Origin of the sequence: Luteolibacter rhizosphaerae (assembly GCF_025950095.1) — a bacterium.
Classification (GTDB): domain Bacteria; phylum Verrucomicrobiota; class Verrucomicrobiia; order Verrucomicrobiales; family Akkermansiaceae; genus Haloferula; species Haloferula rhizosphaerae.
In genome coordinates this window covers 105702-128625 of record NZ_JAPDDR010000010.1, presented here as the reverse complement: position 1 = coordinate 128625, position 22924 = coordinate 105702, and the positions used below count along the sequence as shown (strand labels likewise).

Genomic DNA, 22924 nt, shown 5'->3' with positions numbered 1-22924 from the left:
GGTGAAGGGGATGGGAGACACACAACATGCCTTCTTTGGCGGGATTGGCCAAGGAAGATATGAGGCGCTGTTTGGGTGTTCAGTGTTCGCCTGACTTGAGCGCGATCTTTCGCCACGTTGTGACATGTCCCGCTCCGCCGCTTTCACGGACTCTCCCCGCTGACGATCACGGAGCGGAATTCCGCCGGGTCATCGTAGCTGCCGAAGCCTGCTTTCCCGAGCGGATAGGCTGTATCCACCGCAGTCATGAAGGGCGTGCTCATAGTGTCCGCGAACACGGCGATGGCTCCGGTGGCGGCATGTGTCACCCGCAAGGTCTGCCAATTCGAGGTGAGTTTCACCGGCGGTGTGGTGGGGGTCTGCACCGGCGTAACTGTAGTGCCATTCACCTTCATGATGACATTCTGGGTGCTGCCATTCGCAGTGCCGGCGATGTGGGCATAGTAGAAGTGCGTCTCATCCACATAGCCGAAGATCAGCACGATATCCCGCTGGGTGGTGCCGGAGGAGCGCAGGGTGCGGGACTGCACGGTGAGCGTGGTATTACGCCAGTCTCCGGGGACGAGCGCATAGCCGCAGGGGCGTGCCACCATTCCTGCCACCTGTGAGCCGGTGGCGCTCAGGGTCAGCAGACCATCGCTATGGGCCCAGCTCGCGGAGCCCAGCAGGAAGAGCCCGTTCGGCAGTTCCTCCCCGCTGAAGTCCGTGCTCCAGCTCGCGGGGTGGAAGTCGCGGCGCGAGAGCGCCCCGGCGCGGAAGAAGCGCTTCTGCGGCTGGATGGGCACGGTGAGGTGTCCCCAGGAGCTATCGCCTTCGGAGATCGGGCCCAGTGGCTGCCACGACGCGAGATCGGAGGACTCGAAGAGCTGGAAGGCGCGATTGTGCCAAGTGGGGTAGGAAAGGGTGGCGCTATTCCCCGCGAGTTCCACAGAGGTGGGTGTCCAATCGGGCGCAAGCGGGTTCGCCAGATTCAATCCCTCGTAGGCGTGCAGATCGTCGATGTTCACCGCTTGATTCCCGGTGCCGCTGTCCGTGGCCGCGATGGAGAGGAAGTGGGTGATGGGCATCTCCGCCTGTTTGCGGAAGTGATAGGTGCCACCTAGTTGAACCGGGCGGGGAAAGGCTGCGCCCTGAACGAAGGCCCGCCATGTCTGTCCGCCGGAAGCCGCGCCTCCATTGTAGGCGGTGATCCACACGTTGTACCACACGCCGCTCTGCAAGGCAGGGCAGGGCCGCGCGTCCACGCTGGCAGGTACGAAGGACTCCGTACCTGCGGGACCGTCATAGAGATCGCAGAGTCCCCCGGGCGAGAATCGCAGTTGCGGGGCGAAGTCGTTCTCCGTGTAGAGCGCGGCATCCGCTGGATCGGAGGCACTGGCCCCGAAGCTCTGCCGGAGGTTCGTGCCCTCCAGGCGCATGCGGAAGAAGAGGGTGAGCGTCTTGCTGACCTGGGTAAGGAAGGGCAGGCGTTTCGCCGCGATGGCATTCGGATTCGCCGCCGCGGACGAGGAGGCGGCGCGCCGCAGGTAGCGATTGCCCGTGGGTTCCGTCACGATGCTGGCCGATTGTGCGGCGGGTGCCGGGAGTTCCCAGCTATCGAGAGGAGAAGGCCCGTCGAAATGATCGACCAAGCGCCAATCTGTTGCGACCGGGTCGGAGAGATTCACATGGCCGGTATCCACATAGATGTCGTCGAAGTAGATCTCCGTCCCCGCAGCGAGCCGCCAGTAGAAGCTTCGCAGTGCGGAGGAAACTCCGGCAGTGAACTTCACCCCGGTCTTTACCAGCGTGGGCACGCCGTAGTCGCCGCCCTTCACATACACGTCGAAGCGGTCGCTCGTGGTGCCGCTGGCATTGTCCACATGCAGCCAGACGGAGTACCAGGTCTTCGGCGTGATATCGAAGGCGGAGGCGAAGCTGCTGGCATCGCTCACTTCGATCCGGCCCGGATTGGTGGAGATCGAGCGCATCTGCACCTTCAGACTCGTGGAGCTGGTCGGTGCCGCTTGTTCGCTCAAGCCCCAGCGGTGGTCGTGGTTCTGGTCCACGGTGCAGAAGCGGAAGTGGACCGTGCCGCGCCCGCCATCCGGTATCGCCGGGATGGGAATGCTCGCGCTCAGCAGGGTGCTGCCTGCGGAGCGCAGGCGCATCACGCGGTTCACCGCGCCTTCCGTGGGATCGTTCACCACCTGCACGGAACTGCCGGTGCTGGAGAGGCTCATCGCCGGGAGCTGGCCGCTCTCCATGTTCCCGAGGATCGCCCAGTCATCGTGATCTCCCCACGGCGGCGTATTCCCCTGCGTGGTATCCGGGAGCACGCGGTGGATGGTGCCGTTCTGCTTGGAGAGGAGATACAGCTCTCCCGCGCTGTCCTGCCCCACGCGCAGATCCGCCCGGCTGGTGCCGAGCATCGAGCGGAAGCTGGTGGCCACCCCGTTCGTTTCCACGCCGAGCAGCTTCGGCGGGGCGGGGGTATCTCCGGTGCCGGTGGAGGGGGCCAGGTTCATGGCGGACTCCGGCAGTACCAGCAGGTCGCCGCTCACGATGTCTCCGCAGACATAGTAGCCCTTTAGCCCGGGGATGGCACTGCCGCGATACACGAAGCCTCCCGCTACCGCGGCACGGCCTTCCGAGTGGTCGTACTGGCTGACCGGATAAACGTAGGGCACGGGATCGGAGCCGGGCAGGGGATAGACATGGGTCTTGTCCGTGTGGTCGAAGAGGTAGGCGCCCTCGCGCTGCGGCCAGCCGTGATGCGTGCCCTTCGTGACCACCTCGATCTCCTCGATGGTGCTCTCCCCGATGTTCCCGCAGAACATCTTCCCGCTACCGCCGCGGTCCCAGGAGATGCGGTGCGGATTCCGGAAGCCATAGGCATAGAGCTCGCGCACGACCGGGAAGCCGTCGCCCGGGGTGGGATCGGCGGCGCTTACGAAGGGGTTTGTATTCGTCGCGCCGGAGGGGATGTAATACTTCCCGTTTGCCGAGAGAGTGAAGTTCGCCGCGCTCTGCCCGCTCGCCAGCACCGGTGTGATGCGGTGGATCGCCCCGAGCGGGGAATCGATCCGGCCGATGTTCCCCGGCTGATCCAGCACGATGGATCCGCCGTCGCCGAAGCAGATGAAGAGGCAGCCGTAGTTCTCCTCGCCCGGTGTGGCGGTGGGATCGAACTCGATCTCCTGCACATCGTGGAAGTTATAGGGGAAGCCGATCCGCAGGAGCTCGCGCTTGGTGAAGTTCGCCGGGGACGTCGTGATCGAGTTCGCCGCCGGATTGCTCATCGTCCACTCGGTGACGATCCCCATCTGGGAGAGGTCGTCCGTTCCCGGTGCCACGAAGTCCGGCACGCTGCTGCCGGCATTCTCGCTGTGCGCGGTGTAGAACTTCCCGAAGCCGGGTGCCCCTGCCTGCCGGAACTCCGGATGGAAGGCGAAGGAAGCGAAGCCTGTGCCCAGCCCCGGCGTATGGATGAAGCCGGGGAAGTGCGCGGAGAGATCGAGGAACTGGCTGGCCGAGGTGGCGCTCGTGCTGGCGATCACCCAGAGCTTGCCCCGCAGGTCGTTGCAGTAGAGCCGGGAATCCCCGGGGCAGGGCTTGAGATGGTTGATCCGAGCCTTGGGCGTGGAGCTACTGCTCGCCGGAATGGTGAGCCACGACTTCAGCTCCACGCTCATGCCGGAGGGGAGGATGACAGGCTGCGGGTTGCTGAGAGCGGCGTGTGAAACGGGGGCCGAGAAGGAGACAGCCGCCATCGCCACCGCAATCAGCGCGGCGTTTCTGGCGGTCCGGTGTTTGGTCCCTCGGGCGACAAGGGGGATCAATGAAACCACGGACGGATATTTCCATCCTGTTTCAAATCAGACAAGGTGAATGGTCTAACACTTTGCAACACAGGGCTTATCCGGAGAAAACGGGGTGAAAAAGAGGATTCAGCTGCCAAGCGCCGGGCTCCTTCCTTCTCGCCATCCCGCCGCCCTTGCCTTATCCACCCGCAGAACCATTCCGCGAGTCATCATGCGCGAGAACCGGCACTCCCTCCCCGAAGCCTATCCTCCCGATCCCGGCGCGATCTCCGTGGCCGATCACCTTTTGATCGGCGAGCGCATCGAGAAAGACCGCGATCTGGCGCAAGGTTTCCTGGCGCTTTCCATCGCCGGGGCGCTCTCCGGCGCGGTGCTGGCCGCGGCGATCAAGCACCCTGTCCTCTGGTTGGCCCGCTGGGAACCGATGCTGGCTTATACACTCGCCGGCACCAGCTTCCTCCTTAGTGCCGGCTACTCGCTCCGGATCTCGCTGCTGCAGGATAAAGTCCGCGCGCTCCGGCGGAGGAACGGCCTCTGAGGCCTTGAAAGAGAATCCCTCGGGAGAGGGTTCCCAAGGTGTCCCGTCATCTGAGGGACGGACGGGACACCCTGGGTGGGAGGGGAGGCAATGCGAATCCTGAAGATCAAGGATTCACGTATGTTTAAACCAGACTACTGGGCTTTTGACCAGCAGAGAATTCGGTCGTAATCGTCAAAAATTGTCATCAACCCCGCCCCGGCACTTCACTTCCCCTCATCACCGCCGAAGAAGCCTTTGATGTAGCCGAACTCGATCATCGTGTCCTGCCAGCTGGAGATGATGCTCGGATCCTGGAAGATCCGTCCCGCGCGGGCCATGGCGGCTTCCGCCTCAACCTCCTTGCCCTCGGAGAACAGGATCGCCGCTTCCGCATAGTAGGGGAAGGGGGAGTCGTCCAAGTAATCGTACTTCTTCGCCAAGGTGGCGGCCTCGCCTGCCTTATCGAGCTTCAGCTTCACGAGAAGCAGCTTGAACTCTCCGAGACGGCGCAGCTGGAAGCGCAGCTTGTCGGTATCCGGGATGAGCACCAAGATCCGGGTGAAGGATCGCTCGGCTTCTTCCCAGTTCTTGGTGACAAATTCGAGCTCGGCGATGTTGAAGACGATCTCGGGATTGTCCGGGGTGAGCGAATCGGCCTTCTTGAAGTCGGCCATCGCCTTGTCGAAGTTGCGGAACTCCACCTGGCAAGCACCGGTGAGGTTCAGCAGGCCGGGATCATCCGGGAAAATGGCCGAGGCTTCCTTGGCCTTGTCGAGGGCCTCGAAGACGCGCTTCTCGCCGAAGAGGCGGCGGGCTTCGGTGAGCTTGGCTTCGTAGTCCTTGCGCTTGGCTTCCGGCAGGTTCAGGAAGGCGACCTCATGGGGCAGCTTGGGCGCTTCTTGCTCCTTTTCCTGCGCATGCAGCAGGGACAGCGGGATCAGGCAGAGGAGCAGGGTTCGGAAAATCGGTTTCATGGCTCGGGGAATGAGGCCCACGTTAGAGGCCCGTCCGGATACCTGCAAGTCACGGTTCAACCTTTATACAGGCCCCGCGCGGCGATGTAGGCGGCGACTGCTGGCGGCAACCACGGGCCCGTTTCCCCGGCGGCAATTGCTTGCCGGATCGCGGTCGAGGAGGCGGGGTGATCCACCGCGAGCGACTGCATCCGCCACTGCGGGTGCGGCTCCGGGATGCCGGCACGGGAGGAGACGAGGAAGTCCACCTGCGCTGCCAGACGCTCCGGGTGCTGCCAGCGCGGCAGGGCGGTCCACTGGTCGTAGCCCATCAGCCAGAAGAGCTTCGCCTCCGGCTCGCGCCGCGCCATTTCCTCCGCCGTCTGCCAGGAGTAGGCCGGCTGCGGGCGGAAGAGATCGTAGGAATCCACCGTGGCCCACGGCAGCCCGGCAATCGCCAGCCGCACCATCTCCAAGCGCTCCTCCGCAGGCGCGGTGAGCACCCCGACCTTGTGCGGGGAAACCTGGCAGGGCAGGAAGCGCACCTCATCCAGCGCGAACAGCCGCTGCGCCTCCACCGCGATCCGCAGGTGACCCTCGTGAATCGGATCGAAGGTGCCGCCGAAGAGGGCGATCCGCCGTGCGCTCATAGCCGCTTGCGGACGTGATCGCGATAGGCCGCGGGCGGCATGCCCACCATGCTGCGGAACTGCCGGGTGAGCGCCGTCTGGTCGCCGTAGCCGCATTCCAGCGCCACATCCGCGATCGCCATCGGCGTTTCACGCAGCAAGCGGGCCGCGTGTTCGATCCGGCTCTTGCGCACGAATTGGGTGGTGCTGAGCTGGAAGACGCGGTGCATGCGGCGCTCGAGCTGGGTGGGGGAGAGGCCTGCGATGGCGGCCAATTCCGCCGCCCGCAGCGGCTCGTCCAGATGATCGCGGATGTGTTCCGCCACCTTCGCCACGCCCGCCAGCTCGGCATCGCCCTCGCGCGGGGCCCGCAGGTCGCGGGACACGGAGGCCAGTCCGATGATCTTGCCGTTGCGGTCGTGCAGCGGGACTTTCGTGGCCAGATACCAGCCCTGCGAACCATCGCGGTTCAGGGAAAGTTCCAGTTGGTCGATGATCTCCGAGCCGGTGCCCAGCACGTGGTCGTCCTGCTCGCGATAGGTTTCAGCCAGCGCCTTCGGGAAAAACTCCTCGGCCAAGCGGCCGATCAGCCGCCGCGTGTCCTTGAGGCCGATCCGCTCCACGAAGGCCTGGTTCAGCGCCCGGTAGCGCCGCTCCGTGTCCTTCAGGCAGAACATCACGTCGGGCAGCACGGCGAACAGCCGCTCGCAGAAGCGCGGCGAATCCACCCGGGAAATGAAGGCGACGTCAATGGCCACGCCGCTGATTAGAGGGCAGCAGCGCCGGGAGACAAGAGAGGATCTCCGCCAAGCTCAATCCAAGCGGCGGCGGCTCCCCGGGGCGCGACCGGAGAGAATCGCGAAGGACTCCCGCTCGTAGCGGCGGCGACGCAGGAAATTGAAGAAGCTCTGGAAGAACAGGCCCACCAGATACAGGAAGCCCACCAGCAGCAGGCCCGCCCCGATCACCGAGCCGGCCTCGCCGAGTAATTCCTTGGTGCCCTTCGAGAGGTCCTTACCGAAAAACAGGCAGACCAGCAGCACGGCACCCGAGAACACGAAGAGCGAGTTCCGCACCCAGCGCCCCATGTCCTTGCGCAGTTCGCGGATCTCCTGAAGCAAACGCTCATCTTGCGGGCCCTCGTTCATGGCCCATGCAGATAAGGGATCGCTTGCGCGGTTGCAAGCAATCCCTCGCCTGCTGCGGTTCCGCCCGCACCGCCACCGCGCTTCTCGACCCGTCCTAACCCCCGATCTTGACCATCCTGCCACCGCTCCCTTAGCACTTATGTCTCCGACTCGTGCTTCTCACCCGCGGCTATCTCCTCTTTCTGCTCACCGGCTCTCTTTTCTCCGCATGGGCTGGCCGCGCGCTGAATGGTCACGACAAAACGGAGTTCATTTCGCCAACGGAAACTACCGAGGTCTCCCGCTCCTCTCCAGCGCCAGCCATCCCCAAGCACCGCGAAGGACCGCCTGACACCGCCACCCTCGTCCGCGAACTCATCGAGCAGACATCCAGGAATCCCCAGAACGCCACCCGCATCCCCGCGTGGAAACGCATCCGCGGCTTCTCCTTGGAACAAGTGCAGGAAGGCCTCCGGATCGCGGGTGATCCGCTCCAATTGGATCCGCCCAATCCGGTGGCCTCCATGCTGCTCGCCCGCTGGGCCGAACTCGATCCTCAGCCTGCGCTCGATAGCCTCCTGAGCCGACAGGGTGGGCCCAATGAATTCACCCTGCCCAGCCTCTTCAATTCCTGGATGCTGCGGGATCAGGTTGCCGCCACGCGCTGGGCGCTCGCTCATCCGGAGGCCATTGATTCCAACCGGCTCGACCGCGTCCGTGCCGCCGTGCTCTTGCAGAAGCCCCTTGCCACCGCTTGCGCGGAGGCCGGGAACCTGCCCGAGGGGATACGCCGCCAATTCGTGATGCTCCTCGCCCGATCGCATGCCGCCAGCGAAACCGGCCGGGCCGAGTGTTTCGCCTTGTTGACGAACGCTGGCGAAGAGGACCGCCTGCTCGCCGCGGAGACCATGGCGAGTGCCGCCGAGCGTCGTTCGCCCCGTGAGTCGCTCGACCTCATCGAAGCCTTGCCTTTCACCGCCGAAGCCCGGGAGACGGCGCGCTCGAAAAGCTTGCAAGCTTGTGCCCGGGAGAACATCGCGGAGACCGTCGCTTGGCTCGATGCCAATCCCGGCCTCGGCACCCCGGGGGATCGCGGCTACGTCCTCTATCTCTGGCAGCAGGGCGACCCAGATGCCGCCAGCGACTGGCTCGCCCGCCAGGACCGACCGGCCGCCTTGCTCGAGAGCGCCATGGATCAAATGAAGCTCTCTCTCAGTTCCGGATACTCCTATGCGGAAAGCCGGGCGCGGATGGGCGAAAGAATCCGCGCCAACCATTCCCGGCTTCAAGCGATCGACCCGGAAGCCGCTGCGCGCTGGCTTGCCCGTGCCACGCCGGATGTCGCAGCCTTTGTCAACGAGCCCGCTCCCGATGAAGAGTAGATCCTCGCGGCAGTTCCTGCTCCGGAGCGGCATCGCGCTCATTGTCTTCGGCATTGCCGCATGGATCGGCGGAGGTCTTTCCGTGGATGGCGTTGCGGGATCGCCGTCTGACAATGGCATCGGGAAGAAAACTTCCTCATCCTCGGTCGTGGACCGTTTACCTGCCGACAAGCAGGCCATCCATCCTCACTCGCATGGCCGCAGGAGTGAACCCCCGGAGGCCCGGGCTCGCCGGGTCGCCGCCGTGAAGGAACAGGTGAAGCGCCTTTGGATGGTTCACTCCGAGTACGGACTAAACTGGGAGCTGGATGATGAGACGCATCGACTGCTCGCTACCCTCGATGCGGAAGATTTGAAGGCCTTTCTGCATGAGGTCCCACCCATGGGCGGCCTTCCTTCCCATACCTTCCTGCGCTTGGAGATCGTGAAGGCCTGGGCCGTGAAGGACGGTCCCGGAGCGGTGGCCGGCTGTTCGGTGGGCCATCGCATCGACCATCTGGTCCGCGCCCGCGCCCTCGGTGCTTGGGGGGAAGTCGCTCCGGCCGCAGCGCTTGCCTGGCTGCGACAGGAAGATCTGCCGGGTGACTTGGAACAGTATCGCGGCCCCATGCGGTCGAATCTCTTCCGCGACCTGGCCAAGTCGCACTTTGCCCTCGTGGAAAAGGAGCTGCCTCTTCTGGGCGCAAATGACAGGAGTAGCCTCCTGCCTACGCTGGTGTCCGCCGCCGCCGAGCAAAATCTGCCGGTCGACGGGCTCTTAGCGATGGCCCGTGAGTTCACGCCGGAAGGTAAGATGAGCGAAGCCGAGAAGTGGCTCTTCATGGACCTTGCCGCGAAGGATCCGGAGGCGGCCCTCGGTCGCATCCAGTCGGCGGAACACCTCGGTGAAGAGGAGCGGCGCGAGCTCGATGGCATCGTCCTTTCCCGGCAGGCGGGCAGTTCTCCCGCGACCGCTTTCGACGCTTGGCTGGAACGGAATCCAGGCATCGACTCGATCCCGGAGGCGGCGGGAAATACGGTCGCGAATGCGATGCAGTCCCGCCGGGAGGAGATGATCGGCTGGATCGGGCGCTTGCCGGAAGGTCAATTGCGCGACCAGTTCCATGAGCGCGGCATTCGTTCCTTGGCCGGGATGAGATGTTTCGAGGATGCGGTCCGCCTTAGCTCCGGTATCTCCGATTCCGAGACGCGAACTACGGCACTCATCGTACTACGGGACTTCTGGAAGAACGCGGACCCTGCTGCCGCTGGCAAGTGGCTGGAATCGCTACCGCCCGCCGACCGTCAGCTTCTTGGCGACTAGGTGCCGGAAAATCCTTCACTCCGGACCGCGAGGCTCATGTCGCCCGGCTCGCGGACAATCACTCGCCCCCGCTCGTAAACCGCCTCAGCAGCTCCTTTGTAAATCGCCATGCCAGCAGCGAATCGAGTGCGAGGAACTGATGCAGCGCCACCGTCATCCAGAAGATGAACTGGAAGGAGCCCTTCGCCGTCTTGTGCCGATACTCCCGCTGCGCCAGAAATCCCCCGGGCCAGCCGCCGATCAGGTCGATGAAGTGCAGCGTGGTCTCCGGGATCCGCCAGCCGCCCGCCTGTGCCTGCAGCTTGTCGTGGCGGTAGAGGAAGAAGGACGCGGCGGTGAGGCAGATCGGGCCGAAGGAGAGGATCCGCCAATCGACCAAGCGGGCCAGCTCGAACAAGGCGCGGCACGGCAGCGCGATCAGGAGCAAGAAGGCGAGCCAGTTCCCGAGTCTCAGGCCCCTGCGCCTGCCATCCGGCAGGACCTGTCCGGGGCGGGCGGGTGGCCGCTGTTCCTCGCGCCCGCGGCCATCCCGGCGGGACCGGTGGCCCCGTGGCGGCGGGTGAGGAGAACGACTCATCTCCCGGCCTCCTAACATGCGGGGCCGGTTTTGTGAAGCCGGTCCCGGATCAGAGCCGCGCCGGGCCCACGGTATTCCCCTCGCGGAGGCGGCCGGAGATGTAGACGTGCTGGGACTGGTGGAAGCGCTTCTTCAGTCGTGCCGCGAGCCGCTGCGTGCCGCTGCCGCCGATCTCCCGGAAGGGGATCTCGATGGTGGTCAGGGCCGGGCGGTTGCCGCGGCGCTCGATCCCGTCGAAGCCGGTCACGGAGACATCCGCCGGGACCTTCAGCCCGCGCTTCTTCAGCCCGAGAATGAGGTCGTAGGCCTGGTGGTCCGCCGCGCAGATCCATGCGGTCACGCCTGCCTTGGTCCGCTCGGCGGCGGCATCGAAACTTTCCTCCAGCTCAAGCTCGGGGCGGGGGAAGACGCCGATGACATCCAGCGGGTCGACTTTCAGGCGCAGGCGCGTCATCTTCTCGATGAAGGCGCTGTAGCGGCGGAAGGACCAGCCGGCTTCCACCTGATACTTGCGCGTGTAGAAACCGATCCGACGGTGACCGGCCGCCATCAGATGATCCACCAGCTCCGAGACCCCGTGGTAGTGGTCCACGTCCACGCAATCGATCGCGTTGTGCTCATACTGGTCCACCAGCGAGACGATCGGGAAGCGCTCGGCCAGACCCTCGATCACCTTCTCCGGGAAGGGGTAGATGAGCAGCACGCCGCTGGTCCGCCGCTTGGACAGGCTGGTGATCCGCTGCAGTTCCGGGTGGTCGAAGCTGTCCACCGCGGGGGGGACCAGGTGCATCTCCACCCGCGCGCCGTGCAATTGTGCGTACTCGGAGACACCCTCCAGGATCTGGGCCCCCGGGCTCTCGTAGCCGCCGCTGAAATACTCCTTCGTCTCGGTGCAGATCAGCACGCAGAGGTCGATCCGGGAGGGGGAGACCTTCTTCGTCCGCGTCCGCGTCTCCATGTGCGCGTAGCCCAGCTCCGCCGCGATCTGGAAGACCTTCGCCCGCGTCACCGGACTGATGCCCGCGTGGTTCGTGAAGCAGCGCGAAACCGTGGCCCGGGAAATGCCCAGGCGGTCGGCAATCAATTGTTGGTTTACGTCAGTCACTTCGCGGGTTGTTTCTCAAGGACTCGCGGCAGCATGAACCCCTCCCGCCACGCTGGCAAGAACCGCCTCCTGTCGGACAAGCGGCTTTCGTGGCATCCGCTTGCCCATCCCGAGGGATAATTGTTGTAATTTTATGCAACAAGACCCCGTAATCCGCCCCGACGCATGAAGCTTCCCCTGATACTCGCCGCCCTGACCTTCCTCGATCTCTCCGCCACGGCCCTCGCGCAAGGCGGGCCGATCACCATGCAGCGGAAGTCCTCCGGCGGCTGGGAGCTGGTCCGGGATGGCAAGCCTTTCTTCCTCCGCGGGGCCGGCGGTCACGAGCATCTGGACGTGCTGCAAGCCAGCGGCGGGAATGCGATCCGCACTTGGGGCATCGACGCGCTCACGGCCACGCACGACGGGCTGCCGCTCACCGAGCGGGCCAAGAAGCACAATCTCACCATCGTCGCGGGGCTCTGGGTGGCCCATGAGCGGCACGGCTTCAACTACTCGGATCCCGCTCAGGTGCAGAAGCAGCGCGAGCAGATCCGCGCTTCCATCGCGAAGTGGAAGCACGAGTCCTCCATCGGTATCTGGGGGCTGGGCAACGAGATGGAAGGCCCCACCGCGAACGGCCAGGACAGCCGGATTTGGAAGGAGATCGAGGCGCTGGCGAAGATCGTGAAGGAAGAGGACCCCACGCGCCTCGTCATGACCGTCGTCGCCGGGGCCGCGCCTGCCAAGGTGAAGGGCGTGAAGGATCACTGCCCGAGCATCGATATCCTCGGCGTGAATGCCTATGCCTCCGCCTCCGGTGCGGGCAAGCAGGTGAAGGATGCGGGCTGGGACAAGCCCTTCGCACTCACGGAATTCGGTCCCTCCGGCCACTGGGAGGTCCCGCACACGCCGTGGAATGCGCCGATCGAGCCGAGCAGCCGCGAGAAGGCCGCCAAGTACTTTGCCACCCAGCAGTTGGTCGCGGAGGAATCCGCCGGGCTCTGCGTCGGCACCTTCGCTTTCCTCTGGGGCCAGAAGCAGGAGACCACCTCCACGTGGTATGGCATGTTCCTGAAGTCCGGCGAGAAGCTTCCCGCGGTCGATGCCGTCTCCCGCGCATGGACCGGCGAGTGGCCCGCGAACCGCTGCCCGCGCATCGAGGCCTTCAGCGCGCCCGCACTCGCCTCCTCCGTGGCTCCGGGCCAAGCGGTGGAGGTGAAGCTCGATGTGGCCGATCCGAACGGCGACGAGGTGAACCTCGACTGGCGCATCGCCCCGGAGTCTACCGACCGCAAGGAGGGCGGCGACCACGAACGCGCTCCCGAGGAGAAGCCGCTGGCCATGGAAGCCGCGGGCGAGAAGGCATGGAAGTTCACCGCCCCGCAGGAGAAGGGCGCCTACCGCCTCTTCCTCTACGTGCGGGATGGCAAGGACGCCGCCAGCGCGGAGAACATTCCCTTCCTGGTGAAGTAAGGTGGGCTCCGGTCTTCAGGAGAGGGCAAGCTCTTCCCCGGGCTTGCGGAACTTCTCCTGCTGTTCGAATCCGAAGAGCGCTGACTCCGTGAGGAAGGGGAGACCGAAAAGATGAAGCCACATTCGTTCGAACATGAAGCCGATCGAGTAGTGTTCCCATGTCATTTCCCGCATGGCTTCAATCCTGTGTTTGGGAATCAGTCCCAACTGGGAGTTCTTGACCGCGAAGATGGCGGCATAGGCGTACCGCACCACCACGGCCCGCCATGCTTCCTCAGCGATGGGAACTAAGCCGCATTTCTCGACGAAATGTCCCGTCAGGCTCCAGCCCCGCGGTAAGTTGTAGAAGTCTGCATAATCTTGAAAACAGCGGTAGGCACCCTCTCCGTCGTTCCAGCTCATGTTTCCCAAGGAGCGGGCGCTGCTATACTCGGTTCGAACGGCCAGACCCCGAATCCATTCGTCATCCTGTAATTCTCTCAGAAGCCAAGGAGGCGTGTGGTTATCATCCTTATACATGCCGGTGAGCGCCTGGACGTCCTTCCATGCGTCGCGGTGACGAAGCAATGCCAAGAAGTTAGGACTGTGCGGGAATGGATCGCCTTGGACGAAGATGGTCCAGTTCTCGCCGCTGTCGTGAGGGTAAGATTGCAGATGATGCAGATAGGTGTCCGCCTCCCGACCGCGGTTGGGCAGGACCTGCAGGTGGTTGATCCGCTCCAGCAGGCGCGGGTCGGAGATCTCGGGGCCTTTGTTGTAGACCGCGATGGTGATGTCCTCCGGAACCTCGAGCAGCCATTCGAGGTCTTCCCGATAGCGTGCCACTGCAAGGGTAGCTCGACCTTTCTCCCATTCCCGGGCGGGCTCCGGGATAAGATTCCGCCGCGAGGCCAGCTTGCTTTTCCTCAGCCTGTCCAGGATCGGGCTTTCAGCAGCCTTCGGATGGCGCTGCTTGAGCAAGGCGGAGATGCGGCTGGGTTGCCCGAAATAGATGACCTCGCTTGCCGGGTTGGCCCAAGTCACGTATTCGATGTCGAGCGTGAACCAGTGACTCGGTGAAGGACCCGCCCCGATGGCCGGATAAAAAGTAGCCACCCCGGTTTCTGCCCAGCGCGGGTAGACCGCTGCATTGAGAAACCATTCGTCGAAGCCATAAGACGGCCAGTTGCTGCCGAAGATCGGAAGATGCACGGTTGCCTCGCCGTTCTGGATAGTACATTGGCAGGGCATGGTTTCCTTGCTCGAGTGCCACAGGAACGCCCTCATGAGCAAGCCGATGGGACGGCCGCCACGAACCCCGAAGTGACAGGCGTTCATGGTCCGGTAGAAGCCGGGGTCATCGTTGTTCGCTACTCCGCCGTAGACATACGGAGCCCGCCACAGGCCCAGACCGGATGAGAGGATTTCCTCCGTGCGGACGATATCGTGAATCACCATCGGTGCGCGATCCGAATCCGTAATGGTAATCAAACGATCCTCTCCCTCTTCGATGGCGAGGAAACGCCACATTGCGCCGGGATTATGGCGGAGGGAGGAGCCCTTCATCAGAAAGACCTCGCAGCCAGCGGACACGAGGTCCTCGACGAGGAACCGCAGATCCGCTGCGAGATAAACCCGGAAGACGACATCGGGACGATCGGCTCCCAGCGACTTTGCGCCATCGATCAGGGGCTGGACGTAGTGGTCCCAAGGGGCGAAGCGCGAAACCAAGCCCTGCTTCCGGGCGTCCTTCATCAGCTCCCGGGAGATCGGAGGCAGATCTCCTTCCGCTGTGGTGCTGTTCTTCCAGAAGAGGCTGGCAGCCACGAGATGGCGGCCTTCCCGCGGATTGATGATCTCGGCGACACCGCACCATTCCTCAAGCAGGGCATGATCCTCGGGGGTCGCCTTCTGCTGGAACTCTTCGACCTGTTCGTCCGTAAAAACCGGAAAAATATCCGTCCAACTCATTTGGGCATTCGATTGAAAAAGGTTCCGTGGTCCGGTGTTGCCGGGGCCTTGGGGGGCTAGCGCTCTAGCAGTCTCATGAGCGTGCCCTCGTCGTCGGTGTGGAAATGGGTGATGAACTTCGCCTGCATCGCGAGGACCTTCTCTCCGTTCCCGCAGCCGCAGAAGTGCATGGCAGGCGCGCGCATCACTTCCATGAACGAGGGTTGATCATAATAGAAAGTGATAGGGGGATTGGAGATCTCCTTGGTCTGATAGGTGGTATCCAACAGCAGGCGGTTCCAAGCGGGTTGGTCCCCCCATTTCCTGCTATAGGGGATCTGTTCATCGATACGCTCCCACTCTTCCATCACGGCGTTGAAATACTCGCCCTTGATAATGAAGGATCCGCTGTTCACGCCGGGTGCGGCCAAGTCCCTGCCCTCGGATTCGGACAGGTAGGTGTTGAACTGCGGCAAGCTGATGCACCGGTTGGGTTCGCAGGCGTAGCGGATGATCTCGGGCCCGGTGAACCAATCATCGATCTTCGAGTTGATGATGAAGTCGCAATCGAGGAACATCACCCAATCGTAGCCCTCGGTAGAAAGCAGGTGTCGTGCGACATATTTGGACTTGAAGCAATTCTCGAGCGAAAGAGGGGTGTCGATTCCGATCTCCTCGACATTCTTCTGGGGATAGTCGAAGATCGGCGAGGTGCCGTTGTGAAGTATCTTCATGTCGCCTTCGAAGCCGCAGCGCTTGAGGCTAGCGACCAGCATCCTGGCCTGTTGTCGATAGACTTGGAGTTGATCCCGATCGATGGCGATGGTGTAGAAGAGAACTTTCGGAGGCATGTGGGGGTGGAAAGAGCGAGAGATGGAAGGCAGCCCGAGACGAGTGCCAAGAGGGCATTTCGCCGTGCCTTCATTTGAAGATGCCAAGATAAGAGTCCTTGGTTTCCTGATCGAACTCGGCGTTCTGAATGATGCTCCGGATTTGCTCGCGCTCAAACTTCGAGCGGGAGGCGATTTGGTTTAGAGTGGAGGCTCTTAGAGCCGGATCGGTGATCGAGATCGCCCAGACCACGGCGGATTGCGGTTCCGTACGTGCCACCGCTTTCGCCAAACCCGCCGCGCCCGCGTCACGAACCGTGCCCTCTTGGGATTCGAGCCATCGGGCTGCTTCGATGGGGCTCGTATTTCCCCACGCCTCCAAGGCCGGTTCGGCAATTCGGTTGATATTGGGGAGTTCCTTGTTGGCGGACAGGTAGGCAGCGGCAGCGGCGGGATCCTTCGTAGCCACTTGCCGGATGGCCGAATCACCGATACTTCCTTTCGGCACGATTCCCCCTTGCATCAGAAGCCCAACGATCTCAAGCGATTGGTCCACGCTGGTTTGCGAAGCTCCGCCGGACACGATCGAGCTGAAGATGATGTCCTGATTGAGCCCGAGCGCCGCGATCCTCTGGGGATCAGCGAGAAGGCCCTTGAGAGCTCGGGAATCCTGCTGCTGTGACAAGCCGAGCAGATATCCTGCCGAGAACTCGTCCTTCAGTCCCTGATCGGAGACAGAGCGGAGGAAGCTTTCAGCCAAAACGGGGTCCAGTGCTGCATTCCTTCCGATCAATGAGTATCCCTTTTGCAGATGTCCCTCTTGAGGAAGGCCCTTCAACCATTCGATGGACGCGCCGAGGTCTTCTTTCGAGTAGCGATCGGCGAACTCGCCGAGGAGTGTCTCGTAGAAGGGGCCGACCGGCATTGACTCAAGCGCCCTCTTGCAGGTTTCGATATCTCCCGATCTCATCAGGGCGATCCCGGAACGTTTCTGATCCTTGGAAGGTGGCCCCGAATGAGCGAGCAGGTCTTTTAGCAAATTCTCGCTCGCATCACCCGGAGCCTTGTCCCGATGCGTTTTGCCGATTTCGGGTTTATTGGGCTCGTCGCGCCTCTCCGTCACTCCGTCCGGCCTCTTCTTTGTTTCCGTCGTGGCTTCCCCCTTTTGCTCGCTGCATGAGACGAGAGGGAGCAAGGCGAGAAGAAGAAATCGGAGGTGTGACTTCATGGCCGGTCTAGTCAATTAGTAGCTGTAAGTAACAACCGACCTGAACACCCAGCGGAAATGCCAGCCGTTCGCCCCGCTTGAGATGATCTGCGGCGCTGTATCGTCGATTGATGGGTTGGTGGTTATCGTTTTTGTGGGGGTCGGGGCGGGGGAGTCAACCTCTATGTAGTCATTATCGACGAGGAGCGCATTGCTTGATGTCGGAGTCTTGTTCTCCGGCCAAGATCTTTCGGCTTTATCCTTGTCTCCGACATAATTTGAATTCGTCGAGTAATTCTCCGGTGTGGGCCGGGGGTTCTCATTGTCTTCGAGGTGGACGTCGCCGTCGATAGTGACCTCATACTCCTCTCTTGAGAGGACGGTTTCCTTTGCTCCGCTTCCGCTGGTGCCGCTGCCATTGGTGGCGAGGGCGATTCCTTGGGAAAGCATGGTGATGGCGCCAACGGTCAGCGCCGAGTTCTTCATGAAGCCGCGACGAGTGAGCGAACTGGAGGGGATCTTAGGATCGTTCATTGGGTTGGTAGTTATGCTTTAGAGCTTCTGATAAAAACTCTATGTGGCTGTTAGTCGGCAAGTATTTTGTGTGTACAGAAATCAGAAAATCACGACTCAATTTATCGTTGTATCGATTCTTATGAGTTCTAATTTCTGATGCTGTGTATTGGTTGTCAGGTGGTTGCTTGTTGTTGTGTCTGATTTTGAGGTTGGTCTCGATGGGTCGGGTTTGTTCCGTGTCCTGTTAAAGCGTGAGTTGATTGTAGGTGGTCAATCTCTGTTCTGATTGTACCCTCTTCTGCGGGTGCTCGGCTGTGCACGCTCACCGGGAAAGACCTGATCCTCAGTTTATGTGAAGGGGATAGCCTTCCCTTGATTTCGGGGGCGGGCAGCGTGTGGCGACGCCGCCGCTTTTCTTTACGACAAATGATGTGGGCCGCACTTCCGCCTGCTGGAGGGAGTCGCGACCAATCGAGAGACCTAAGGTAAGGGCCTCTTCTCAGTTCTCCGCGCCCAGCGCTTCGCGTTCCCGGCCGATCAGGGGATCGCTGGTGCCGTGCTCGCCGGTCTCGATCCGCCCGGCGTAGCGGCGGGAGAAGCGGGGGGCTCCGGCGATGGCGATGCCGAGGTCATACCAGCGCGAGCTCTTGGCGAGATCGAAGGGCAGGCTTTCCTCCGTGCCGGGTGCGAGGACGCGGGTGAGGGGATGGCTGCCGTAGGCGTGGTCGGTGATGGTGATCTCACGCGTTTCGGCATCGCGGTTCACGATGCGCAGCAGCAGGCGGCCACCGGAGTAGCTCGCGGAGACCTCCACCATGGGATCCGCGGCATCACCCGCATACTCGCGGTAGAAGCCATTCGGTCCGTAAGTACGAAGATGATAGTAGTTGTCCGGGAAGAGCGCCAACGGCCACTCGTAGGCCACGCTGCCGCCTGCCTTCACGGCGAAGGACCAGCGGCGGCACTCCTCCTGCGGGGCGGGGGCATCGGTATAGCTCGCGGCATCGTCGGCATGCGTCCAGCCGGGGGCGTAGACTTGGAAGGGAGAGCCTGCCGACTTCGCGCCGAAGCTCTTGTCGGAGGCCTCGAAGACGATGCGGAAGACTCCCGCCTCCCGCTGCAGGCCACCCTCGGCATGCAACTCGTAAGGTAGGGCACAGGAGGGCCGCGTGCCGGGCTCCTGGCGCGGTAGCAGCGGCGTGGTCCACGGGTTCTCGCGAATCTGCGCGATCTCCTCCGCTCCCAGCTTCCGGAAGCCCGCGGGGTTCTCCATGAAGCGCGCGCGGTGGATGCCCTCCACGAAGGCATCGCGGTCCACCGGCAGCGGGTGCTTGTCGCCCGCACCATCGTGCTGGCGGAAGGCGGCTGTTAGATCACCGCAGACGGTGCGCCGCCATTCGCCGATGTTGGTTTCCTTCACCTCGTTCCCGGTTTTGCGGCTCAGGAAGACCTCCAGGAATTGCAGCACGGAGGTGTGATCGAAGACCTGCGAGCAGACATAGCCGCCGCGGGTCCAAGGTGAGGCGATGACCATCGGCACGCGATAGCCGAGGCCGGTGGGCAAGCCCTTGGAATCCTGCTCCAGTCGCGTGTTCACCCCTGCCGATGCCGCGCCGCTGCCGGGCAGGTCCGGGTCCGGTGCCACGAAGGGCGGCACGTGGTCGTAGTAGCCGTCGTTCTCGTCGTAGGTCAGGATGAAGATGGTCTTCCTCCACTGCTCCGGATTCTTTGTGAGGATATCCAGCACCTCCGCCACATACCATGCGCCATACCAGGGTGCGCTGGGGTGATCGGAGAAGTTCTCCGGTGCCACGATCCATGAAACGGTCGGCAGCGTGCCCTGATCCACATCCTGCCGGAGCTGGTGCAGTACATCGCCCGCAGGCACATGCGTCTCGCGCAGTTCCTCGCCTTCCAGATACTGGATGGTGGTAACCTTGCGGTAGTCGGGATCGCCCGTGTTCACGGTGAAGGCCTTCCGGTGCAGGCGCTGCTCACGCTCGGGCAGGCGGGCGAAGTTCTCCGGCGAGCAGCGCTCGATCTCCACCGCCAAGCCATCGATCTGGGCCTGCAGCTTCTCCTGCCGCGTCACGATCTCTTCCGGCGCGAGCCCTTCCGGCGGGGCCTGCTCGGCCTTCTCGCGCAAGGCGGCCAAGCGCTCGCGCAGGGCGGCGACGCGCTGCGGCGAAAAGTCCACGTGATACTGCGAGAAGTACTCCAGGGGGTTATCGCCGAAGTTCGCCACCCACGAGGCCTCCAGCGGCTTCAGTCCCGTGGGGTGATCGATCTCGTTCTGATAGACCTTCCACGAGATGCCGTGCTCCTCCAGCCGCTCGGGGAAGGTGGGCCAGTCGATGTGGGTCACGTGATCCGCCTGGCCATTGCTGAGCAGCACCGGGCTGGCGGGATCGCGCGGATCGCGGCTGGTGCCGGTCCAGAGGTAGAGGCGGTTCGGCGTGGTGGAAGTTTGCAGCGAGCAGAAGTGCTGGTCGCAGATTGTGAAGGCATCCGCGAAGGCGTGGTAGAAGGGGATGTCACGACGGTCATAGTAGCCGAGCGTGAGCGGCATGCCGGCGTAGGCCTCGATGCCGGATTCCATCACCGGCAGCCAGCGGTCGTGCTTGCCGTGATTGCCCGCGGCCACCTCCGCGAAGCGGCTGTGCGGCAGGCAATTCATCCACGTGGAATTCGACTCGTGGATCTTCAGTCCGAAGGGCGCGTAGGTATCGCCCTGCGCATCCGTCTGCAGCCACACCGGATTCCCGCCGGGAATGGTGATCGCCCGCGGGTCATCGAAGCCGCGCACCCCGCGCAGCGTGCCGAAGGCGTGGTCGAAGGAGCGGTTCTCCTGCATCAGGATCACCACGTGCTCCGCATCGTAGAAAGTGCTGCCCGCCGCGGGCTCGATCCCCAGCGCCTTCGCGATCGAGGCCGGTAGCGCGGCCATCGCTCCCATCCCTCCGGAGAGGAGTCCGGCCTGCTTCAGGAAATCACGGCGTGACGGCATGCCCGCGATTCAATCAGCCCGGGCAGGCACTTGGAATTGGCTTTTTCGCCGGGGGAGTAGGCAAAATGGGTGGGCGGGAGGATTCTCCGAAAAAATCCCGTTCGGTTTGCCAGAACGGCTCCGCATAGGAGATGACACCCGCACATGCCACAAGGCATGGCGCGTCCCCTGGACCATGAACCCGCACGCCACGATCGAGGACGCCGAGCTCCTGAAGCTGTTCTTCCGCACCCGGAACGAGGGGCACCTGCGCGTGCTCATGGAGCGGCACCTGCCGCTTGTTTACTCGGTGGCGCTCCGTGTCTCGGACAGCCCGGAGCTGGCGGCGGAGGCGGCGCAGGATGTCTTCCTGAAACTCACCCGGAGCAACGAACTACTCATGACGCGCGGCATCCCCTTTATCGCCTGGCTGCACCGCAGTGCCCGGCATCGCGCGCTGGACCTGCTGCGTTCCGAGCGGGCGCGGCGGCAGCGCGAGCGGATCGCGGTGGAGCTGGCGGCCCTGCCTGCGGGCGAGTCGCTCTCCGCGGAGGCGCTGGGCATGCTGGACGAGGTGATCGGGGAGTTGCCGGTGCGGGACCGCATGCTGGTGCTGGAGCGCTTCTTCTCCGGGCGCACGCTGGCGTCGCTGGCGGTGCCGCTGGGGCTGACGGAGGATGCGGTGCGGATGCGGCTGAACCGGGCGCTGGAGAAGATGCGCGCGCTCTTCGCGGCGCGGGGCATCGCTACCACCACGGCGCTGCTGGCGGCCGCGCTGCCGCTGCAGGCGATCGTGCCGCCGCCGGTGTCACTCGCGCTGGGCGTGAAGGTGAAGGTGCTGGCGGAGAGTTCCGCTGCCGCGGGCTCTTCCGCTTGGGTGGCCGGGTTGCTGGGATTTCTCGCGGGCATTCCACGACCGGTGGCCGTGGCGGGGCTGTTAGGCGTCGCGGGCATCGCCGGCGGCATTTATCATTTGATGGCGGAGCCTGCGCCGGTGCTTGCTGATGCCGGTTCATCCGGCTCCCTTCCTGCGTCGGCGCGGTCCTCACCGGCGTCTGTCGCGGCACTGAGACCGGTATCCCTGCACGACGAGAAACAGCGGCTCGATCTGATCCGGCAGTGGCTCATGGATACGAGCCCGGAAGATCGTGATAGCGACCGGCGCTTGATGATGGCGGTCAACCAACTCTCGGTGGCGGGCACCCGCGAACTGCTGGCCGACCGGGAACTACTGAAGGACGTGCAGGGCCCGGAGCGCGAGGACGAGTTTCCGAATCCCATCTACCCCCGCCGCGGAAGCGCGGAGCACCTGCTGTGGCTGCACTACGCGAAGCTGGCTCCGCAAGAAGCCATCGACTTCATGGTCGCCACGGATCTCCCGGCCCACGGAATCCTGGTGAATGCGGCTCCGGTGATCGAAGGAGTCGCGAAGGTGGATCCGCAACGAGTGATCGACCTGATCAAGAATCCGCCCGGGGAATTGCCTCAGTCGCTGGGATTGGGTGGCTGCTTCGAGATCGTCTTGCCGATGCTCGTGAAGCACTCGAAGGAGGAAGCCTACGAGCTCATCCACCATCTTGAGCCCATGTCGCAGAAGGACTGGTATCTTGCTTATGTCGGCAGCCTCGGGCCGGACACGGATTGGCCGGCGGAGCGGGCCCGCTTGGATCGTGACTTCCCCGTCTATTCCGAGATCGGCTTCCGGCTGGAGGGCGTCCATGGCAATATGGCCGGGTTGTGGGCCTGCACGGATCCGGATGCGGCCTTCGCCTGGATCGCCACAGCGGAGAAGGACGCTTGGGAAGGCTACTTCGAGGCCACGTTCATCTGGCTGCAACGGGACCCGGCGGACGCGCTGCGCTGGCTGAAGACTTGGGAGCCGCCGGGCATCGACAAGAGCACGGTGTTCGCGAAGGTCCTGGTCTTCGGTGGTGCGGATGAGATCCGCTACGTGGACGGGCTGCTGGAGATGATCCCGGACCCGGCGATGCGGACGGAGACGATCCGCAAGGTCATGGAGAACATGGGCAAGGGGATGGAGCGGGAGTCTCTGGAGCATCTCAAGAACTCCCCGCTGCTGGATCCGGAAGCGAAGGCGGTGATCGACGAAATGATCGCGGGAAAGGCGTGGTAAGGGGGGCTCCGGGTGGGGGAAACTACTTCGCTCACCGCGCCTGAAGTTGGCGCGGGTTGAGCTCGTGCCTTGCGGGATCGACCAGCCATACGTCGACCTGCTGGGTGAAGTACACGTTATCTTCCTGCGGGTAATGACTGATGCGGCCACGCATGACGACGAGCTTCCCACCGAAAGCCTGTGTAACCACGAACGGGCCGGGCTGGGTCTGATACGGATTGGCCAGAAGCTTTCCCAGAATCTTGAGATCGAAGCGATCCGGTCGCGTGAGTCCGCGGGCGACGATGATCTCCCGCGCGTCCTCCCGCAGTTCCGGCGGGAGTTGGGTCAGCTCGGGCACCGGGACGGAGAGATACATCGAGCGCCCGCACCATGCCACGTAGCCCAGCAACAGCAGGGTGATGCCGCCGAAGAAGAGGAGCGCGCGTTTGCGTTTCATGCCCGATTGCCCGGGAGGGTGAGCGGTAG

The 22924-nt window shown here is 63.3% G+C and carries 18 protein-coding genes; 5 read left to right on the top strand and 13 right to left on the bottom strand.

The window, feature by feature from the left end:
* Positions 1–143 precede the first annotated feature (143 nt).
* Positions 144–3830, bottom strand: a complete 3687-nt coding sequence (locus OJ996_RS18960) for a PQQ-dependent sugar dehydrogenase (RefSeq protein ID WP_264515230.1) — start codon at positions 3828–3830, stop codon at positions 144–146.
* Between the two features lie 184 nt (positions 3831–4014).
* On the opposite strand from OJ996_RS18960, the gene OJ996_RS18955 reads away from it, so the two are divergent.
* Positions 4015–4341 (top strand): hypothetical protein, encoded by a 327-nt coding sequence (locus OJ996_RS18955; RefSeq protein ID WP_264515229.1) that lies wholly within the window; start codon positions 4015–4017, stop codon positions 4339–4341.
* Positions 4342–4547: 206 nt separating this feature from the next.
* On the opposite strand, the gene OJ996_RS18950 is transcribed toward OJ996_RS18955, so the two are convergent.
* The 4 genes from OJ996_RS18950 to OJ996_RS18935 are packed head-to-tail and all read right to left on the bottom strand — an operon-like array spanning position 4548 to position 7053.
* Positions 4548–5297: a tetratricopeptide repeat protein gene (locus OJ996_RS18950; RefSeq protein WP_264515228.1), complete on the bottom strand. Its 750-nt coding sequence runs from the start codon at positions 5295–5297 to the stop codon at positions 4548–4550.
* 56 nt (positions 5298–5353) lie between these two features.
* Positions 5354–5926 (bottom strand): nicotinate (nicotinamide) nucleotide adenylyltransferase, encoded by a 573-nt coding sequence (gene nadD, locus OJ996_RS18945; protein ID WP_264515227.1) that lies wholly within the window; start codon positions 5924–5926, stop codon positions 5354–5356.
* Positions 5923–6663 (bottom strand): AraC family transcriptional regulator, encoded by a 741-nt coding sequence (locus tag OJ996_RS18940; RefSeq protein WP_264515226.1) that lies wholly within the window; start codon positions 6661–6663, stop codon positions 5923–5925. Before OJ996_RS18940 ends, nadD begins: the two co-directional genes overlap by 4 nt.
* 54 nt (positions 6664–6717) lie before the next feature.
* Positions 6718–7053 (bottom strand): hypothetical protein, encoded by a 336-nt coding sequence (locus tag OJ996_RS18935; protein ID WP_264515225.1) that lies wholly within the window; start codon positions 7051–7053, stop codon positions 6718–6720.
* Between the two features lie 152 nt (positions 7054–7205).
* Between OJ996_RS18935 and OJ996_RS18930 the strand changes: the two genes are divergently transcribed.
* Together OJ996_RS18930 and OJ996_RS18925 are read left to right on the top strand one after the other, a co-directional pair.
* On the top strand, positions 7206–8414 hold the full coding sequence (locus OJ996_RS18930; protein ID WP_264515224.1) for a hypothetical protein: 1209 nt from the start codon (positions 7206–7208) through the stop codon (positions 8412–8414).
* Positions 8404–9717 carry a hypothetical protein gene (locus tag OJ996_RS18925; RefSeq protein ID WP_264515223.1) on the top strand — a complete coding sequence of 438 codons (1314 nt, stop codon included), beginning with the start codon at positions 8404–8406 and terminating at the stop codon, positions 9715–9717. The genes OJ996_RS18930 and OJ996_RS18925 overlap by 11 nt, the downstream gene beginning before the upstream one ends.
* A gap of 58 nt (positions 9718–9775) precedes the next feature.
* Here OJ996_RS18925 and OJ996_RS18920 read toward each other — a convergent pair whose 3' ends face one another.
* Both OJ996_RS18920 and OJ996_RS18915 read right to left on the bottom strand, forming a co-directional pair.
* Positions 9776–10294 carry a DUF1294 domain-containing protein gene (locus OJ996_RS18920; RefSeq protein WP_264515221.1) on the bottom strand — a complete coding sequence of 173 codons (519 nt, stop codon included), beginning with the start codon at positions 10292–10294 and terminating at the stop codon, positions 9776–9778.
* Positions 10295–10343: 49 nt separating this feature from the next.
* On the bottom strand, positions 10344–11399 hold the full coding sequence (locus tag OJ996_RS18915; protein ID WP_264515220.1) for a LacI family DNA-binding transcriptional regulator: 1056 nt from the start codon (positions 11397–11399) through the stop codon (positions 10344–10346).
* Positions 11400–11564: 165 nt separating this feature from the next.
* On the opposite strand from OJ996_RS18915, the gene OJ996_RS18910 reads away from it, so the two are divergent.
* Entirely contained in the window at positions 11565–12854 is a 1290-nt protein-coding gene (locus OJ996_RS18910; RefSeq protein WP_264515219.1) for a glycoside hydrolase family 2 TIM barrel-domain containing protein, read from the top strand.
* A gap of 15 nt (positions 12855–12869) precedes the next feature.
* On the opposite strand, the gene OJ996_RS18905 is transcribed toward OJ996_RS18910, so the two are convergent.
* The 5 genes from OJ996_RS18905 to OJ996_RS18885 form a co-directional block, all read right to left on the bottom strand.
* Positions 12870–14804 carry a DUF3431 domain-containing protein gene (locus tag OJ996_RS18905; protein ID WP_264515218.1) on the bottom strand — a complete coding sequence of 645 codons (1935 nt, stop codon included), beginning with the start codon at positions 14802–14804 and terminating at the stop codon, positions 12870–12872.
* A gap of 56 nt (positions 14805–14860) precedes the next feature.
* Positions 14861–15634 (bottom strand): hypothetical protein, encoded by a 774-nt coding sequence (locus tag OJ996_RS18900; RefSeq protein WP_264515217.1) that lies wholly within the window; start codon positions 15632–15634, stop codon positions 14861–14863.
* Positions 15635–15704: 70 nt separating this feature from the next.
* Positions 15705–16583 carry a hypothetical protein gene (locus OJ996_RS18895; RefSeq protein ID WP_264515216.1) on the bottom strand — a complete coding sequence of 293 codons (879 nt, stop codon included), beginning with the start codon at positions 16581–16583 and terminating at the stop codon, positions 15705–15707.
* A 273-nt stretch (positions 16584–16856) separates the two neighbouring features.
* The gene (locus tag OJ996_RS18890; protein ID WP_264515215.1) at positions 16857–17354 is read right to left on the bottom strand and encodes a twin-arginine translocation signal domain-containing protein; all 498 of its coding nucleotides are present in this window, start codon (positions 17352–17354) and stop codon (positions 16857–16859) included.
* A 481-nt stretch (positions 17355–17835) separates the two neighbouring features.
* Positions 17836–20343, bottom strand: a complete 2508-nt coding sequence (locus OJ996_RS18885) for a phosphocholine-specific phospholipase C (RefSeq protein WP_264515214.1) — start codon at positions 20341–20343, stop codon at positions 17836–17838.
* Between the two features lie 175 nt (positions 20344–20518).
* Here OJ996_RS18885 and OJ996_RS18880 point away from each other — a divergent pair, with 175 nt between their 5' ends.
* On the top strand, positions 20519–22456 hold the full coding sequence (locus OJ996_RS18880; protein WP_264515213.1) for an RNA polymerase sigma factor: 1938 nt from the start codon (positions 20519–20521) through the stop codon (positions 22454–22456).
* A 31-nt stretch (positions 22457–22487) separates the two neighbouring features.
* Here the strand turns inward: OJ996_RS18880 and OJ996_RS18875 are convergent, their stop codons facing one another.
* Positions 22488–22895, bottom strand: coding sequence for a hypothetical protein (locus tag OJ996_RS18875; protein ID WP_264515212.1), 408 nt, complete (start codon positions 22893–22895; stop codon positions 22488–22490).
* Positions 22896–22924 lie beyond the last annotated feature (29 nt).